Source organism: Pseudomonas chlororaphis, assembly GCA_001023535.1.
GTDB lineage: Bacteria > Pseudomonadota > Gammaproteobacteria > Pseudomonadales > Pseudomonadaceae > Aquipseudomonas > Aquipseudomonas chlororaphis_E.
This window is the reverse complement of record CP011020.1, coordinates 680,222-697,055: the sequence shown is the minus strand read 5'-3', so window position 1 is coordinate 697,055 and position 16,834 is coordinate 680,222. Positions and strand designations below refer to the sequence as shown.

At 61.4% G+C, this 16,834-nt stretch carries 14 protein-coding genes; 5 read left to right on the top strand and 9 right to left on the bottom strand.

Annotated elements, in window-relative coordinates:
* Positions 1–119: 119 nt before the first annotated feature.
* Both VM99_02945 and VM99_02940 read left to right on the top strand, forming a co-directional pair.
* A complete protein-coding gene (locus tag VM99_02945) occupies positions 120–2,525 on the top strand; it encodes a penicillin amidase (protein ID AKJ97053.1) in 2,406 nt (801 codons plus the stop codon).
* 101 nt (positions 2,526–2,626) lie between these two features.
* Positions 2,627–2,968, top strand: coding sequence for a hypothetical protein (locus VM99_02940; protein ID AKJ97052.1), 342 nt, complete (start codon positions 2,627–2,629; stop codon positions 2,966–2,968).
* A 352-nt stretch (positions 2,969–3,320) separates the two neighbouring features.
* Here the strand turns inward: VM99_02940 and VM99_02935 are convergent, their stop codons facing one another.
* The 7 genes from VM99_02935 to VM99_02905 form a co-directional block, all read right to left on the bottom strand.
* On the bottom strand, positions 3,321–4,208 hold the full coding sequence (locus tag VM99_02935; GenBank protein AKJ97051.1) for a spermidine/putrescine ABC transporter permease: 888 nt from the start codon (positions 4,206–4,208) through the stop codon (positions 3,321–3,323).
* On the bottom strand, positions 4,205–5,125 hold the full coding sequence (locus VM99_02930; GenBank protein ID AKJ97050.1) for a spermidine/putrescine ABC transporter permease: 921 nt from the start codon (positions 5,123–5,125) through the stop codon (positions 4,205–4,207). Before VM99_02930 ends, VM99_02935 begins: the two co-directional genes overlap by 4 nt.
* Positions 5,122–6,264 carry a transporter gene (locus VM99_02925; GenBank protein AKJ97049.1) on the bottom strand — a complete coding sequence of 381 codons (1,143 nt, stop codon included), beginning with the start codon at positions 6,262–6,264 and terminating at the stop codon, positions 5,122–5,124. The genes VM99_02930 and VM99_02925 overlap by 4 nt, the downstream gene beginning before the upstream one ends.
* A 67-nt stretch (positions 6,265–6,331) precedes the next feature.
* Positions 6,332–7,429, bottom strand: coding sequence for an ABC transporter substrate-binding protein (locus VM99_02920; protein AKJ97048.1), 1,098 nt, complete (start codon positions 7,427–7,429; stop codon positions 6,332–6,334).
* Positions 7,430–7,614: 185 nt separating this feature from the next.
* Positions 7,615–8,727 (bottom strand): spermidine/putrescine ABC transporter substrate-binding protein, encoded by a 1,113-nt coding sequence (locus tag VM99_02915; protein AKJ97047.1) that lies wholly within the window; start codon positions 8,725–8,727, stop codon positions 7,615–7,617.
* Positions 8,728–8,893: 166 nt separating this feature from the next.
* Entirely contained in the window at positions 8,894–10,258 is a 1,365-nt protein-coding gene (locus tag VM99_02910; GenBank protein ID AKJ97046.1) for an aminotransferase, read from the bottom strand.
* Positions 10,259–10,317: 59 nt separating this feature from the next.
* Positions 10,318–11,676: a glutamine synthetase gene (locus VM99_02905; GenBank protein ID AKJ97045.1), complete on the bottom strand. Its 1,359-nt coding sequence runs from the start codon at positions 11,674–11,676 to the stop codon at positions 10,318–10,320.
* A gap of 187 nt (positions 11,677–11,863) precedes the next feature.
* Between VM99_02905 and VM99_02900 the strand changes: the two genes are divergently transcribed.
* The 3 genes from VM99_02900 (at position 11,864) to VM99_02890 (ending at position 15,111) form a co-directional block, all read left to right on the top strand.
* A complete protein-coding gene (locus VM99_02900) occupies positions 11,864–12,478 on the top strand; it encodes a hypothetical protein (protein ID AKJ97044.1) in 615 nt (204 codons plus the stop codon).
* Between the two features lie 293 nt (positions 12,479–12,771).
* On the top strand, positions 12,772–14,148 hold the full coding sequence (locus tag VM99_02895) for a gamma-glutamylputrescine synthetase (GenBank protein ID AKJ97043.1): 1,377 nt from the start codon (positions 12,772–12,774) through the stop codon (positions 14,146–14,148).
* A gap of 327 nt (positions 14,149–14,475) precedes the next feature.
* Positions 14,476–15,111: a TetR family transcriptional regulator gene (locus tag VM99_02890; protein ID AKJ97042.1), complete on the top strand. Its 636-nt coding sequence runs from the start codon at positions 14,476–14,478 to the stop codon at positions 15,109–15,111.
* 12 nt (positions 15,112–15,123) lie between these two features.
* Here the strand turns inward: VM99_02890 and VM99_02885 are convergent, their stop codons facing one another.
* Both VM99_02885 and VM99_02880 read right to left on the bottom strand, forming a co-directional pair.
* Positions 15,124–16,338 (bottom strand): toxin/anti-toxin system, HipA-like toxin module, encoded by a 1,215-nt coding sequence (locus VM99_02885; protein AKJ97041.1) that lies wholly within the window; start codon positions 16,336–16,338, stop codon positions 15,124–15,126.
* Positions 16,338–16,655, bottom strand: a complete 318-nt coding sequence (locus VM99_02880; GenBank protein AKJ97040.1) for a hypothetical protein — start codon at positions 16,653–16,655, stop codon at positions 16,338–16,340. The genes VM99_02885 and VM99_02880 overlap by 1 nt, the downstream gene beginning before the upstream one ends.
* Positions 16,656–16,834 lie beyond the last annotated feature (179 nt).

Below are 16,834 nucleotides of genomic sequence, written 5' to 3'. Positions count from 1 at the left end.
GCCGCGGGGCCGTCTGGAGAAAATCCCTCCAATGGACGATGCGCCGGTAAGCGGCCGTATGCTAAACAGGGAAGCAACAGCGAGACGATGGACCGCTGTCACCCGAATAAGGAATCCCCATGAAACGCACCCTCGTTGCCTTCCTGTCACTGGTCGTCACCGCTGTCATCGTCGCGGGCGGCTACCTCTACAGCAAGCAGCCCACCCGCCAGGGCACCGTGCAATTGCAGGGCCTGCAGGGCTCGGTGACCGTGCGCTACGACGAGCGTGGGGTGCCGCATATCCGCGCCGAGAACGAAACCGATCTGTACCGCGCCCTCGGCTATGTCCATGCCCAGGATCGGCTGTTCCAGATGGAGATCATGCGGCGCCTGGCCCGTGGCGAACTGGCCGAGATACTGGGGCCCAAACTGCTCGACACCGACAAGCTGATGCGCAGCCTGCGGATCCGCGAGCGGGCGGCGCGCTATGTGACGGAGCAGGATCCGCAATCCCCGGCCTGGATCGCAATGCAGGCGTACCTGGACGGCATCAATGCCTACCAGGACAGCCACACCCGCCCACTGGAGTTCGATGTGCTGGGCATTCCCAAGCGCCCCTTCACCGCCGAAGACACCGTGAGCATCACCGGCTACATGGCCTACAGTTTCGCCGCGGCCTTTCGCACCGAACCGCTGCTGACTTATGTGCGCGATCAACTGGGCGCTGACTACCTGGATATCTTCGACCTCGCTTGGCAGCCCCAAGGCGTGCTGGCCGAGGGCCGCAAAAGCGCCTTGCCACTGGCCGCCAATGACTGGAAAGACCTCAATGCCCTGGCCCGCCTGAGCGAGCAGGCCCTGGCCGAGAACGGCCTGCCGCAATTCGAAGGCAGTAACGCCTGGGCGGTCTCCGGCAGCCGCACTCACAGCGGCAAGCCGTTGCTGGCGGGCGACCCGCACATCCGTTTTTCCGCGCCCTCGGTGTGGTACGAGGCGCACCTGTCGGCACCCGGTTTTGAACTCTACGGGCATTACCAGGCGCTGATGCCGTTTGCGACGCTGGGCATGAACAAGGATTTTGGCTGGAGCATCACCATGTTCCAGAACGACGACCTGGACCTGATCGCCGAGAAGGTCAACCCGGACAATCCCGAGCAGGTCTGGTACCGCGACAAGTGGGTGGACATGACCCGCAGCGAGCAGCAGATCGCGGTCAAGGGCCAGGCGCCGGTGACGCTGGTGTTGCGCCAGTCGCCCCATGGGCCGATCGTCAACGACGCCCTCGGTGCCAACGCCGGCAAGACCCCGGTCGCCATGTGGTGGGGCTTCCTGGAGAGCCGTAACCCGATCCTCGAAGCCTTCTACCAGCTCAACCGTGCCGACACGCTCACCAAGGCGCGCGATGCCTCGTCCAAGATCCATGCACCGGGGTTGAACGTCGTCTGGGCCAATGCCAAGGGCGATATCGGCTGGTGGGCCGCCGCGCAGTTGCCCAAGCGGCCGAGCGGCGTGAAGCCCGGGTTCATGCTCGACGGCAGCAGCGCCGAGGCGGAAAAGGACGGTTTCTACCCCTTCAGCAGCAACCCGCAGGAGGAGAACCCGGCGCGGGGCTACATCCTTTCGGCCAACTTCCAGCCGGTGGTGGCCAGCGGCATCGAGATCCCGGGGTACTACAACCTCGCCGACCGCGGCCAGCAACTGAACCTGCAGCTCGGCGACAAGCAGGCCAAGTGGGACATCCAGACCACCCAGGCACTGCAACTGGGCACCACCACCGCCTACGGCCCCCGTCTGCTCGCGCCGCTGCTGCCTGTGCTGCGTGGCGTGGTCAGCGACCCGCAGGAACGCAAATGGGTGGACCAACTGGCCCAATGGCCCGGCGATTATCCGCTGGACTCCGTCAGCGCCACGCTGTTCAACCAGTTCCTGTTCAACCTGGCCGAGGCGGCGCTGCGCGATGAACTGGGCGACGGCTTCTTCGACACGGCGCTGTCGACCCGGGTGATCGATGCGGCCCTGCCACGCCTGGCGGCTTCAGCCGATTCCCCCTGGTGGGACGATCGCTCGACGCTGGGCACGGAAACCCGCGCCGACATCGTCCACATTGCCTGGAGCAAAAGCCTCGCGCACCTCAAGGCCACCCTGGGCGAGGATGCCAGCCAGTGGCAATGGGGCAAGGCCCACACCCTGACCCATGGCCATCCGCTGGGCCAGCAGAAACCGCTGGATCGGCTCTTCAACGTCGGCCCGTTCGCGGCACCGGGCACCCATGAGGTGCCCAACAACCTTTCCGCCCGCATCGGCCCGGCACCCTGGCCGGTGACCTACGGGCCCTCCACCCGGCGCATCATCGACTTTGCCGACCCGAGCCACAGCGTCACCATCAACCCTGTGGGCCAGAGCGGCGTGTTGTTCGACAAGCATTACGAGGATCAGGCCGAGGCGTACATCGAGGGGGTGTATCACCAGGCACACCTGGCCGAGGAAGAGGTGACGGCCAACACCCATGGCACGCTCAAACTGTTACCGGCCCGAACCCCTTGAACGAGGAGCGGGCTTTTTTTCACCGCCAACGGGCCTGTTTGTCATGGATGGTCAAGACTACAAGGCTCAACACCCCGTCCACTTCCTGAGGAGTCAATGCAATGTTCAATAACTGGTCCGAGCTGCTGCCTACCATCAAGTCCGCCTTCGGTGCCCTGGGCAAGAGCAACCCGAAGATGGTCAAGGCCTACATGGCCCTGGATGAGGCCGCCGCCGAGAACAACGTGCTCGATGCCAAGACCCGCGAGCTGATCTCCATTGCCGTGGCAATCACCACCCGCTGCGACGGCTGCATCGGCGTCCACACCGATGCCGCCATCAAGGCCGGCGCCACCCGCGAAGAAATCGCCGCCACCCTGGCGACTGCCGTGTCACTGAACGCCGGCGCGGCCTACATCTACTCCCTGCGAGCACTGGAGGCCCATGACACGCTGAAGAAATGAGCAAGTGGCGGGACAACGCCGGCGCCCGCCCCACCGCCTTCGCGGGCAAGCCCGCTCCCACAATTGGTTCTGTGGTGGCCACAAACCCAAGGCAATCCCACAACTGCCCTGTGGTGGCCACAAACCCAAGGCAATCCCACAACTGCCCTGTGGTGGCCACAAACCCAAGGCAATCCCACAACTGCCCTGTGGTGGCCACAAACCCAAGGCAATCCCACCATTGTTCTATGGTGACCACAGACTCAAGGCAACCGCAAAACCTGTGGGAGCGGGCTTGCCCGCGAAGACGGCCGCACAGCCAACATCGCCATTGACTGACCCACCGCCTTCGCGAGCAAGCTCGCTCCCACACTCACACCTGGGCGGTCGCGGCGCGGCGCACTTCCGGTTGTTTCCAGGAGTCGGCGGCGCTTTCCTCGATGGCTTGCTGGATGGCGCGCTTGCGGTTCTCTTCGGCGCGACGGCTGAAGTACCAGACCAGGAACGTCACCAGCGACACCGCCAGCAGGATCAGGCTGGCCACGGCGTTGATCTCCGGCTTGACCCCCAGGCGCACCGCCGAGAACACTTCCATCGGCAAGGTCGTCGACCCCGGCCCCGACACGAAGCTGGCCAACACCAGGTCATCCAGGGACAGCGCGAACGACATCATGCCCCCCGCCGCCAGCGACGGCGCGATCATCGGGATGGTGATCAGGAAGAACACCTTCCACGGCCGCGCGCCCAGGTCCATGGCCGCCTCTTCGATGGACAGGTCCAGTTCACGCAAGCGGGCCGAAACCACCACCGCCACGTAGGCCGCGCAGAACGTGGTGTGGGCGATCCAGATCGTGACGATGCCACGCTCCTGGGGCCAGCCGATGATCTGCGCCATGGCCACGAACAGCAGCAACAGCGACAGGCCAGTGATCACCTCCGGCATGACCAGTGGCGCGGTGACCAGCCCACCAAACAACGTACGCCCCTTGAAGTGGGTGATGCGGGTCAGCACGAAGGCCGCCAGCGTACCCAGCGCCACGGCGGCCACCGCCGTGTAGCAGGCGATTTCCAGCGAGCGCAGCACCGACCCCATCAACTGGGTGTTGTCCAGCAGGCCGACGTACCACTTGATCGACCAGCCGCCCCACACTGTCACCAGTTTCGAGGCGTTGAACGAGTAGATCACCAGGATCAGCATCGGTGCGTAGATGAACAGCAAACCCAGCACCAGCATCAGGCTTGAAAAACTGAAGCGCTTCATTCCTTGCCCTCCATTTCCTTGGCCTGACTGCGGTTGAACAGGATGATGGGCACGATCAGGATTGCCAGCATCACCACCGCCAGGGCGGATGCCACCGGCCAGTCACGGTTGTTGAAGAATTCCTGCCACAGCACTTTGCCGATCATCAGGGTTTCCGGACCGCCCAGCAGTTCCGGGATCACGAACTCGCCCACCACGGGGATGAACACCAGCATGGCTCCGGCGATGATGCCGTTCTTGGACAGCGGCACGGTGATTTTCCAGAAGCTGTTGAACGTGCTCGATCCCAGGTCGGAAGCGGCCTCCAGCAGGCTGGGGTCGTGTTTGACCAGGTTGGCGTACAGCGGCAGGATCATGAACGGCAGGTAGGAGTAGACCACCCCGATGTAGACCGCCAGGTTGGTGTTGAGGATCTGCAACGGTTCGCTGATCCAGCCCATGCTCAGCAGGAAACCGTTGAGCAAGCCGTTGTTGCTGAGGATGCCCATCCACGCATAGACGCGGATCAGGATCGCGGTCCAGGTCGGCATCATGATCAACAGCACCAGCACCGTCTGGATTTCCTTGCGGGCGTTGGCGATGCCGTAGGCCATCGGATAACCGATCAACAGGCACAACACGGTGCTGATCAGCGCCATCTTCAGCGAGCCGAGGTAGGCGGCGATGTACAACTCGTCATCGCTCAACATCGCGTAGTTGGCGAAGTTGAGCAGCACCTGCAGCTTCTGGTCGACGTAGCTGTAGATCTCGGTGTATGGCGGAATGGCCACGTCGGCTTCGGCGAAGCTGATCTTCAGGACAATGAAGAACGGCAGCATGAAGAACAGGAACAGCCAGATGAAAGGCACCCCGATGACCAGTTGACGGCCACCGGGCGTTATTCGATCGAGTCGGCGTTTGAATTTGCGCATGTTCATGAGCGAAGCACCACGCCGCTGTCATCTTCCCACCAGACGAACACCTGGTCGCCCCAGGTCGGGCGCTGGCCACGGCGTTCGGCGTTGGCGACGAAGGACTGCACCAGCTTGCCGCTCGGCAGTTCGACGTAGAACACCGAGTGCCCACCCAGGTAGGCGATGTCGTGGACCTTGCCGCTGGACCAGTTGTGCTCGCAGGTCGGCTGTTCGACGGTCACCAGCAGTTTTTCCGGGCGAATGGCGTAGGTCACCGACTTGTCCTGCACCGAGGTGCTGATCCCGTGGCCGACGTAGATGTTGCGGTCCAGGTCCTTGCAGGTCAGCACCGCGTGACCCTCGGCGTCGTCCACCACTTCGGTCTCGAAGATGTTGACGTTGCCGATGAACTCGCAGACCAGCCGGCTGGTCGGGGTCTCGTAGATGTCGATCGGGCTGCCGATCTGGGCGATCCAGCCCAGGTGCATGATCGCGATGCGCTCGGCCATGGTCATGGCCTCTTCCTGGTCGTGGGTCACCATCACGCAGGTCACACCGACCCGCTCGATGATCTCGACCAGCTCGAGCTGCATCTGCGAGCGCAGCTTCTTGTCCAGGGCGCCCATGGGTTCGTCGAGCAGCAACAGCTTTGGACGCTTGGCCAGGGAACGGGCCAGGGCCACGCGCTGGCGCTGGCCGCCGGAGAGCTGGTGCGGCTTGCGCTTGGCGTACTGGCTCATCTGCACCAGCTTGAGCATTTCCGCCACGCGGGCCTCGATCTCAGGCTTGGGGATCCTGTCCTGTTGCAGGCCGAAGGCGATGTTCTGCGCCACGGTCATGTGCGGGAACAGGGCGTAGGACTGGAACATCATGTTGATCGGCCGCTCGTACGGCGGCATGTCGGTAATGTCCACACCGTCGAGGAAAATGCGCCCCTCCGTGGGCCGCTCGAAGCCGGCGAGCATGCGCAGCAAGGTGGATTTGCCCGAACCCGAACCGCCGAGCAAGGCGAAGATCTCGCCTTTCTTGATCTCCAGGGACACATCGTCCACGGCAATCGTCTCGTCGAACTTCTTCGTGACCCGGTCGATTTTGACCAGCACCTGCTTGGGTGTCTGGTCGCCCTCGAGGGCTTTCTTATAGGCGCCGGAGGCAACTGCCATTTGCGAAACTCCCACAGAATTTACTGTTCGCCCCATGCGGGCGAGCGTTTAGTTAGAGCGCTTAACGCTATTTACCCGACTTGACCTTGGTCCAGCTGCGGGTCATGAGTCGTTGGATCTTGGGCGGCAACTCGGAGTTGACGTACAGCTTGTCGACGACCGCCTGCGGTGGGTACACCGCTTCATCGGTGCGCACTTTCTGATCCATCAGTTCGCCCGCCTTCGGGTTCGGGTTGGCGTAGCCGACGGTGTCGCTCACCTGGGCGATCACCTCAGGCTTGAGCAGGTAGTTGATGAAGGCGTGGGCCTCCTTGACGTTGGTGGCGTCGCGCGGGATCGCCAGCATGTCGAACCAGAGGTTGCCGCCTTCCTTGGGGATCACGTAGGCGATCTCGACGCCTTTGCCGGCTTCGCTGGCACGCGAGCGGGCCTGGAAGATGTCGCCGGAGAAACCGGCGGCCACGCAGATCTCGCCATTGGCCAGATCAGAGATGTACTTGGAGGAATTGAAGTAGGTCACGTACGGCCGGATCTTGAGGAGCTGGGCCTCGGCCTTCTTGTAGTCTTCAGGGTTTTCGCTGTTGGGGCTCAGGCCCAGGTAGTTGAGCATCGCCGGGATCATTTCGTCGCCCGAGTCGAGGAACGACACGCCGCAGCTGGAGAGTTTCTTGATGTTTTCCGGCTCGAACAGCATGGCCCACGAGTCGATCTTGTCGACGCCCAGCACCGCCTTGACCTTCTCGACGTTGTAGCCGATGCCGTTGGTGCCCCACAGGTACGGCACGGCGTACTGGTTGCCTGGGTCGTTACGCTCCAGGCGCTTGAGCAGCGCGGGGTCCAGGTTGGCGTAGTTGGGCAACTGGGCCTTGTCGAGTTTCTGGAACGCCCCGGCCTTGATCTGCTTGCCCAGGAAGTGGTTGGACGGCACGACCACGTCGTAGCCGGTACGACCGGCCAGCAACTTGCCTTCCAGGGTTTCGTTGGAATCGAACACGTCATACACCGGCTTGATGCCAGTGGCTTTTTCGAAGTCCGCCAGGGTGGTCTCGCCGATGTAGTCCGACCAGTTATAAATATGCACGGTGGAAGCAGCCTGGACGCTGACGGCGAGCGTCAGGCCGGCGCCGACCAGCAAGGCGTTGCGTAACAAAGAAAAGACTGGCACGTGGAGGTCCTCTTAAATAGTTGGGCCCAAGTTGCCCCCGTTACCTGGCCACGACAGGCCCTGCAACAAAACCGGCGCGCAACTTACCCTCGATAAACCGATCCAGCAAAACTTTTAATTATTCTTGGCTTCCTGTTGCCGCCGCCCTGGAGGGTGACGGCGACAGGAAAGTACTTCAGGCCGGCTTACTTGCCGGATTTGATCTTGGTCCAGCTGCGGGTCAGGATCCGCTGGGTGGCCGGCGGCAAGTCACTGATCGCGTAGAGCTTGGCCTTCACTTCATCCGACGGGTAGATGTTCGGGTCGCCGGAGATATCTTTTTCCACCAGTGCCGTCGCCGCCTTGTTGCCGTTCGGGAAGCGTACGTTGTTGGTGATCTCGGCCATGATTTCCGGCTTCAGCAGGAAGTTCATGTACTGGTAGGCCGCGTCGACGTTTTCGGCGTCCTTGGGAATGGCGACCATGTCATAGAAGGAACCGGCGCCCTCTTTTGGAATGGCGTAGGCCACCTTGACCTTGCCACCCGCTTCGGCAGCGCGGGACTTGGACTGTTCGATATCGCCCGAGTAACCCACGGCGACGCAGATGTTGCCGTTGGCCAGGTCAGAGATGTACTTGGACGAATGGAAATAGCTGATCGAAGGACGGATCTTGAGGAACAGTGCCTCGGCGTCGGCCAGTTGTTTCTTGTCCTGGCTGTCGGTCGGGTAGCCCAGGTAGTGCAACGCCACCGGGATCATTTCGGTCGGTGAGTCGAGGAAACTCACGCCGCAGCCCTTGAGCTTGGCGATGTTCTCCGGCTTGAGCAGGGTGTCCCACGAGTCGATCTTGTCGACGCCCAGCGCGGCCTTGACCTTCTCCGGGTTGTAGCCGATACCGATGGTGCCCCACATGTAAGGGAAGGCATGCTGGTTGCCCTTGTCGCTGGCATCGCCAACGGCCTTGAGCAGGTCGGTGTCGAGATTCTTCCAGTTGGTCAGCTTGGACTTGTCCAGTGGCTGGTAGACGCCGGCCTTGATCTGCTTGGCCAGGAAGTTGTTCGACGGCACCACGATGTCATAACCGGATTTGCCGGCCAGCAACTTGGCTTCGAGGGTTTCGTTGCTGTCGAACACGTCGTAGACGACCTTGATCCCCGTTTCCTTCTCGAACTTGGCGACGGTGTCCGGCGCAATATAGTCGGACCAGTTATAGACGTGCAGCACTTTGTCGTCCGCCTGGACGGCACCCGCCATCGCGCCCACCAGCGACATGGCGAGGAGGGTCTTGCCAGCTATCTTCATACCTAATGCCTTCATGGATTGATGCTCCAGTTATTCTTTTTAGCCACGTTCAGTAGCCGGCTCGCGGGCAACTTGAACAGTCGGTAGTCTGGCAAGTTACAGGGCAGGCTTTCAACACAAGCCCGGCCTTTTGTTCGCACTGGGCGAGGCCCTTGTAAGCGCCTCGCTCAGAGCCTAGCACTTAGCCTTGCAACGCACTGAGGGTCAGGTCCAGGCACTGCCGCGCCTTGGTCACCAGTTCGTCGATCTCGGCCTTGCTGATCACCAGTGGCGGCGCAATGATCATGGTGTCGCCCACCGCACGCATGATCAGCCCGTTGTCGAAGCAGAACTGCCGGCAGATCATGCCCACGCCCCGACCTTCATAGCGCTTGCGCGTGGCCTTGTCCTGAACCAGTTCGATTGCCCCCAGCAGGCCGACACCCCGGACCTCACCCACCAGCGGATGATCGTTCAGTTCCCGCAAACGCTTCTGCAAATAGGGTGCCGTTTCGTTGTGGACGCGCTCGATGATCTTTTCTTCGCGCAGGATGCGAATGTTCTCCAGGGCCACCGCGGCGGCCACCGGGTGACCGGAGTAGGTGAAGCCGTGGTTGAAGTCGCCCCCTTCATTGAGCACGTCGACCACATCGTCACGCACGATCAGCCCGCCCATGGGGATGTAGCCGGAGGTCAGGCCCTTGGCGATGGTCATCATGTGCGGCTTCAAGCCGAAATGATCGGTGCCGAACCATTCCCCGGTGCGGCCAAAACCGCAGATCACTTCGTCGGCCACGAACAGGATGTCGTACTTGGCGAGGATTTCCTTCACCCGCGGCCAGTAGCTGTCCGGCGGAACGATCACGCCGCCCGCGCCTTGGATCGGCTCGGCGATGAACGCACCGACGTTGTCCACGCCGACCTCCAGGATCTTGGCTTCCAGTTGGTCGGCCGCCCACACGCCGAAGGCCTCCGGGCTCATGTCGCCGCCTTCGCCGAACCAATAGGGCTGGGCGATGTGGACGATGCCCGGGATCGGCAGGTCGCCCTGCTCGTGCATGTAGGTCATGCCGCCCAGGCTCGCGCCGGCCACGGTCGAACCGTGATAGCCGTTCTTGCGGCTGATGATGACTTTCTTGTTCGGCTGGCCCTTGATCGCCCAGTAATGGCGAACCATGCGCAGCATGGTGTCGTTGCCTTCGGAGCCGGAGCCGGTGAAGAACACATGGTTCATGCCTTCAGGGGCGATATCGGCGATGGCCTTGGACAGCTCCAGCACCGGCGGGTGAGCGGTCTGGAAGAACAGGTTGTAGTACGGCAGTTCGCGCATCTGCCGGCTGGCGGCGTCGGCCAGTTCATCACGGCCGTAACCGACGGCCACGCACCAGAGGCCGGCCATGCCATCGAGGATCTGGTTGCCTTCGCTGTCCCAGAGGTAGACGCCCTTGGCGCGGGTGATGATGCGCGGGCCTTTCTCCTTGAGTTGCTTGAAGTCGCTGAACGGCGCCAGGTGATGATCGTTGCTCAGGGCCTGCCATTCGCGGGTTTGCGGGTTGTTGCCGGTCATGCGGATTCTCCTTTCGTATCGGTGGGGGCGAGGCTGGCGCGGCAGCCCCGCCCGGCGCTTCAGACGGCAAAGAGCAGGAATTCCCGCTCCCACGAACTGATGACGCGCTTGAAGTTTTCATGCTCGGCCCGCTTGACCGCGACGTAGCCCGTGATGAATTTCTTGCCCAGGTATTTCTCGATGGTGGCGCTGTTTTCCATGCGCTCCAACGCATCTTCGATGGTCAGCGGCAGGCGCAGGTTCCGGCGTTCGTAACCCCGTCCCACCACCGGCGCACTCGGGTTGATGCCTTCGACCATGCCGATGAAACCGCACAGCAGGCTCGCGGCAATGGCCAGGTACGGGTTGGCGTCGGCGCCCGGCAGGCGGTTTTCCACCCGACGGTTCTGTGGCCCGGCATCCGGCACGCGCAGGCCGACGGTGCGGTTTTCTTCGCCCCACTCCACGTTCACGGGCGCCGAGGTATCCGGCAGGAAGCGGCGGAACGAGTTGACGTTGGGGGCGAACAGCGGCAGCAGCTCGGGGATGAGCTTCTGCAAGCCGCCGATGTGGTGCAGGAACAGCTCGCTCATGGTCCCGTCTTCATTGGAGAAGACGTTCTTGCCGGTGTCCTTGTCGATGATGCTCTGGTGCAGGTGCATTGCACTGCCCGGCTCGCCGGTCATGGGTTTGGCCATGAAGGTCGCGGCCACGTTGTGCTTGAGTGCCGCCTCGCGCATGGTGCGCTTGAACACCAGGATCTGGTCGGCCAGGGACAGGGCGTCGCCATGACGGAAGTTGATTTCCATCTGCGCCGTGCCGTCCTCGTGGATCAGGGTGTCGAGGTCCAGCTCCTGCAACTCGCACCAGTCGTAGACGTCCTCGAACAGCGGGTCGAATTCGTTGGCGGCCTCGATCGAGAACGACTGGCGCCCGGTTTCCGGGCGGCCGGAGCGGCCAACAGGCGGTTGCAGCGGGAAGTCCGGGTCGTCGCTGCGCTTGGTCAGGTAGAACTCCATCTCCGGCGCGACGATCGGCTGCCAGCCTTTGTCGGCGTACAGCTTGAGCACCTTCTTGAGCACGTTGCGCGGCGACAGCTCGATCGGGTTGCCCTGCTTGTCGTAGGAATCGTGGATGACCTGGGCAGTGGGCTCGATGGCCCAGGGCACAAGGAAGACGGCGTTCTCGTCCGGGCGGCATATCATGTCGATGTCGGCAGGATCGAGCAGTTCGTAATAGATGTCGTCTTCGACATAGTCGCCTGTCACGGTCTGGAGCAGGACGCTCTCGGGCAGGCGCATGCCTTTTTCGGCAATGAACTTGTTGGTCGGCGAGATCTTGCCCCGGGTGATACCGGTCAGGTCGCCAATCATGCATTCGACTTCTGTGATCTTGTGGTCTTTCAACCAATCGGTGAGCTGGTCGAGGTTGTTACTCATAAATGCCTCTAGGCGTGAGTTTCCTGACTGCTATTAGTCGTCAGGCGTTGTTTGACGCATCGGCGTCGCGTTGTATTGCCCTTGCTCGGCAGGCATCGCCAAATGCCTGGAAAATCGCAAGGTAGTGCGGGTTAGAGCTTACCGCCCATTCGGGGTGCCACTGCACTCCTAAAGCAAAAGCCTTGCCTTGTATAACCGAAACGGCTTCGATCAGGCCATCCGGCGCCCTCGCTTCAACCCGCAATCCCGGCGCCAGTCGCTCGATGCCCTGGCTGTGGATGGAGTTGACGTCGATCACCGGCGGCAGGCCCAGGCCCGCCAGCACGCCGCCGGGCTGGATATGCACGGCATGGGCCGGGCCGTACTGGATCGCCACCGGCTGGGTGTCGTCTTCACGATGATCGATAAAGGTTCCGACTTCATGAACTTTCTGATGCAGGCTACCGCCAAAGGCTACGTTCATTTCCTGGAAACCGCGGCAGATCCCCAGCACCGGGACGCCTGCCTCGACGGCGGCGCGGATCAGCGGCAGGGTGGTGGCATCGCGTGCAGGATCATGAGCAGTGCCCGGCGCACTGGCAGGGCCATGGTAGTGAAAAGGTTCTACATTGGAAGGAGAGCCGGTAAAGAGAATACCGTCCAGGGCGTCCAGAATAACGGACGGGGAGAACAGATCCGCCAGGGACGCAATCAGCATGGGCAAGCCCTTGGCGGCTGTCGCGACAGCCCGGGAATATTTATCGCCGCTGATGTGATACGCATGCAGGCCCAACTGCCTGGAGCAGGTGGTGACGCCGATTAACGGCAGGCGAGACATGAAGCACCCCGGTATTATTGCTGTTATGGGTTTGAATCGAGCTTAGCCTTGTTCATTTTTTTACACAACACCCCCGTAAAAAATACAACACGGCCCGCTCAAGCCCGCGGTCGACACGACCTTCAAAGGGAAAAAAACGCCCTAAATTGCCTCAAAAAAGCCCCACGAGTGCTTTTTTAGGGCAAAAAAGGCCCTGCTTGACTTCGGCATGCCGTTCGGGTTGACTGGCTTTCGAAGAGATCAATGATTGATATTTTTAACAACAAAGGTGTTGCATCATGTCGGTACCCCCGCGTGCCGTTCAGCTTAACGAAGCGAACGCGTTCCTTAAGGAACATCCTGAGGTTCTGTACGTTGACCTTCTGATTGCGGATATGAATGGTGTGGTGCGCGGCAAGCGCATCGAACGCACCAGCCTCCACAAGGTTTACGAGAAAGGCATCAACCTGCCGGCCTCCCTGTTTGCCCTGGACATCAATGGCTCGACGGTGGAAAGCACCGGCCTGGGCCTGGACATCGGCGATGCCGACCGGATCTGCTACCCCATCCCCGGCACCCTGAGCAATGAGCCCTGGCAAAAGCGCCCCACCGCGCAACTGCTGATGACCATGCACGAGCTCGAAGGCGAGCCGTTCTTCGCCGACCCCCGCGAGGTCCTGCGCCAGGTCGTGACCAAGTTCGATGAGCTGGGCCTGACCATCTGCGCCGCGTTCGAGTTGGAGTTCTACCTGATCGACCAGGAGAACGTGAATGGACGCCCACAACCGCCCCGCTCCCCCATCTCCGGCAAGCGTCCGCATTCGACCCAGGTCTACCTGATTGACGACCTCGACGAATATGTCGATTGCCTCCAGGACATCCTCGAAGGCGCCAAGGAACAAGGCATTCCCGCCGACGCCATCGTCAAGGAAAGTGCCCCGGCGCAGTTCGAAGTGAACCTGCACCACGTCGCCGACCCGATCAAGGCCTGCGACTATGCGGTCCTGCTCAAGCGCCTGATCAAGAACATCGCCTACGACCATGAAATGGACACCACCTTCATGGCCAAGCCGTACCCAGGCCAGGCGGGCAATGGTCTGCACGTTCACATTTCGGTCCTGGACAAAGACGGCAAGAACATCTTTGCCAGCGAGGATCCCGAGCAGAACGCCGCGCTGCGTCACGCGATCGGCGGTGTGCTCGAGACCCTGCCCGCGCAGATGGCCTTCCTCTGCCCGAACGTCAACTCCTACCGCCGTTTCGGCGCCCAGTTCTACGTGCCGAACTCGCCGACCTGGGGCCTGGACAACCGCACCGTGGCCTTGCGCGTACCGACCGGCGCTGCCGATGCCGTGCGCCTGGAACACCGTGTGGCCGGCGCCGACGCCAACCCATACCTGCTGATGGCCTCCGTGCTGGCTGGCGTGCACCATGGCCTGGTCAACAAGATCGAGCCGGGTGCTCCGGTCGAAGGCAACAGCTACGAGCAGAACGAGCAAAGCCTGCCGAACAACCTGCGCGATGCCCTGCGCGAGCTGGACGACAGCGAAGTCATGGCCAAGTACATCGACCCGAAATACATCGATATCTTCGTGGCCTGCAAGGAAAGCGAGCTGGAGGAGTTCGAACACTCCATCTCCGACCTTGAATACAACTGGTACCTGCATACCGTGTAAGCGGTTGCGGTAGAGAAAACGCCGCAGGCCTTCACGGGCTGCGGCGTTTTTTATGGCTGTTCAGCCCAGATGATGAATTGGCTGCCTCCACAATGGTCCGGCTAGACGCAAGACCGTGGCGAGGGAGCTTGCTCCCGCTGGGCTGCGCAGCAGCCCCAAAAAAGGCTTGAGCGATCAACTTGAAGCACCGCAGTGACTGACGTCGGGGCTGCTGCGCAGCCCAGCGGGAGCAAACTCCCTCGCCACAGGTTTCTTTTCCTCACAAGCGCCGCTATGGACCCTCCGCTCGCTCTGCGTACAATGCCCGCAGTCCCGCAGGAGCCACCCATGACGCGCACCGCCACCCCTCGCAAACCCCGCGCACGCAGCCAGGCCCGGATCGACTCGATTCTCGACGCCGCCCGCACGCTGCTTGCCGCCGAAGGCGTGGCCAGCCTGTCGATCTACAGCGTCGCTGAACGCGCCGGGATTCCCCCGTCCTCCGTGTATCACTTCTTCGCCAGCGTCCCTGCCCTGCTCGAAGCCCTGACCGCCGATGTCCACGCCGCGTTCCGCGCCTGCCTGCAAGCCCCCATCGACCATGACGCCCTGAACCACTGGCACGACCTGTCACGGCTGGTGGAACAGCGCATGCTCACCATCTATGGCCAGGACGCCGCCGCCCGCCAATTGATCCTGGCCCAGCATGGCCTGACCGAGGTCACCCAGGCCGACCGCCAGCACGACCTCGAACTCGGCGACCTGATGCACAAGCTCTTCGACCGCCATTTCGCCCTGCCGGCCCTGCCCACCGACGTCGACGTGTTCGCCCTGGCCATGGAACTGGGCGACCGCGTCTACGCCCGCTCGGTGCAGCAACACGGGCAGATCACCCCACGCATGGCCGAAGAAGGCATGCGAGTGTTCGACGCGTACCTGGGCCTGTACCTGCCGCCGTATCTGCCCAAGCGAGAAACAGCCTGATCCCCTCAGTCATCAGCTTTTCATACGTTTAGCGCCTATCGCGCTCACACCGAGTTCCAACTCAGCACCCGTCAAATGGCTGGCGTAATGCGCGCCAAGCTCTGCCTCCCAACTGATCACTTCATCCAGGACATCGGTGGCCTGCTCTGGCGTCAAGGCAAAGTGCAGGCAATGGCTGAGCAGGTTCTCTCGACTGATCACTCGCCCACTGCGACCAACCGCCATCGAAAGGTAGGGTGGTGACGAACCCTCCAGTCCCGGGACTACGTCATACATCGGAGCCAACCGCCAGCGTCCCTCGAGCCAGAGAATGGCGTGATTCTTCGGGTGATCATCGTCATTGCCCACCAGGGCGTTGAAACACATGCGCTTGAACAGTTCACGCAAGTCATCATCCGGCACCCCGCGACGCTGCATCTCGTTGGCAAGCCCGGCATACACCCAGGCGCTGCGATCATTGGATCGCCAATCGGCATCCAGGAGCGTCAGCCCGCTCAGCATCGGTATCCGACGGCCGGACTCGGCAATCGGAAATCGGTCGAATCGTTTGACCAGCAACGTCGAGGGCGCACCGAGGTACAGCGCAGTTTTCGCGACATTCAGTCCCTTGAGCGAAGCGAATGTCATGCAGGCATGTTCCATGGCCGGGACATCACAGGTGTCATAGCGATCACGGGGCTTGGCAAGAATGAAGACGCCCTCATCGTGTAATGTACGCTTGGGCCTTGCGCCCCCCAGCGATGAACGTTGTTTGCGCAACTGGAGGGTTTTGATCGCCTCATCATCCAGTTGGTTATCGAAGATCGCTTCGGTGGCCTCGATGAATGCAGACAACCCCTTAAGGGAGGGCAGCGCTTCCTGGCCGATGCCAACGGGTGGATGCCGGCTTATCCCGGCCATGAGGTTGCCGGCGCGATCGTTGTTGGGGGACTTGAGCAGGTAATCGACAGCCTCCAGATCCGCTCGATGAAGGTCTCTCAAGACACGCTCGCCCCAGCCGTCGGGCATTGAATCATTGATGAAACCGGGCACACCGCGGTTGGTGGCAATGCCGGTAAAAGGCTGGATGCGCAACGGATAACGGATGGGATCTGGCACCCAACGATGCTGGGCAACATACTCCGGGTCGTAGCTGAACTCGCCCCGACCATTATCGATGCTCAATCGCCCCAGCGTGCGGATCTCTCCAGTCTGAGGGTCTTCAACATAAATGTAGGCCCTGGCCATCAGAATTCTCCCTTTACACTGGCCAGGCGTACACGAGCGTTGCGAGGCGCTTGAGTGGATACAAGGGATGAAGCTTCGAGCTGTTGACGGCTTTGGAACACTTCCTGGATCAGCCCCAATTGCCACAGCACCAACATGAATGAGCGCAACTCCACAGTGGGGTCGCCCGCCTCGATTTTGCGCACTGTTCGCTCCGACAGCTTAAGAGAAGCGGCAAGATCTTTCTGCCGCTGCCGGTGTTGAAGCCGCCGACTTTTCACCAGCAGGCCAATGGCGTGGAGCGTGTCGGCACAATCAATAGGAAAAAATCCAGACATAAACGGTGCTCTGAAGCTGCTATGCTTGATAAAACGGACTATAGCACCGCTTAAACAGAATAAATGTTAAAAACAGTCCACTCTTAAAGATCTTATAAATCCCTTTAAATTAGATAAAACGCCTTTTAGTGACGCTAAAAAAGCCCCGAAGGGCTCGCGCCGTTCGGGGCCGTGGGTCA

Excerpts from the sequence above, each read along its gene's own strand:
- VM99_02945 (AKJ97053.1), top strand. The coding sequence starts at position 120 with ATGAAACGCACCCTCGTTGCCTTCCTGTCACTGGTCGTCACCGCTGTC.
- VM99_02940 (AKJ97052.1), top strand. The coding sequence starts at position 2,627 with ATGTTCAATAACTGGTCCGAGCTGCTGCCTACCATCAAGTCCGCCTTC.
- VM99_02935 (AKJ97051.1), bottom strand. The coding sequence starts at position 4,208 with ATGAAGCGCTTCAGTTTTTCAAGCCTGATGCTGGTGCTGGGTTTGCTG.
- VM99_02930 (AKJ97050.1), bottom strand. The coding sequence starts at position 5,125 with ATGAACATGCGCAAATTCAAACGCCGACTCGATCGAATAACGCCCGGT.
- VM99_02925 (AKJ97049.1), bottom strand. The coding sequence starts at position 6,264 with ATGGCAGTTGCCTCCGGCGCCTATAAGAAAGCCCTCGAGGGCGACCAG.
- VM99_02915 (AKJ97047.1), bottom strand. The coding sequence starts at position 8,727 with ATGAAGGCATTAGGTATGAAGATAGCTGGCAAGACCCTCCTCGCCATG.
- VM99_02910 (AKJ97046.1), bottom strand. The coding sequence starts at position 10,258 with ATGACCGGCAACAACCCGCAAACCCGCGAATGGCAGGCCCTGAGCAAC.
- VM99_02905 (AKJ97045.1), bottom strand. The coding sequence starts at position 11,676 with ATGAGTAACAACCTCGACCAGCTCACCGATTGGTTGAAAGACCACAAG.
- VM99_02895 (AKJ97043.1), top strand. The coding sequence starts at position 12,772 with ATGTCGGTACCCCCGCGTGCCGTTCAGCTTAACGAAGCGAACGCGTTC.
- VM99_02890 (AKJ97042.1), top strand. The coding sequence starts at position 14,476 with ATGACGCGCACCGCCACCCCTCGCAAACCCCGCGCACGCAGCCAGGCC.
- VM99_02885 (AKJ97041.1), bottom strand. The coding sequence starts at position 16,338 with ATGGCCAGGGCCTACATTTATGTTGAAGACCCTCAGACTGGAGAGATC.
- VM99_02880 (AKJ97040.1), bottom strand. The coding sequence starts at position 16,655 with ATGTCTGGATTTTTTCCTATTGATTGTGCCGACACGCTCCACGCCATT.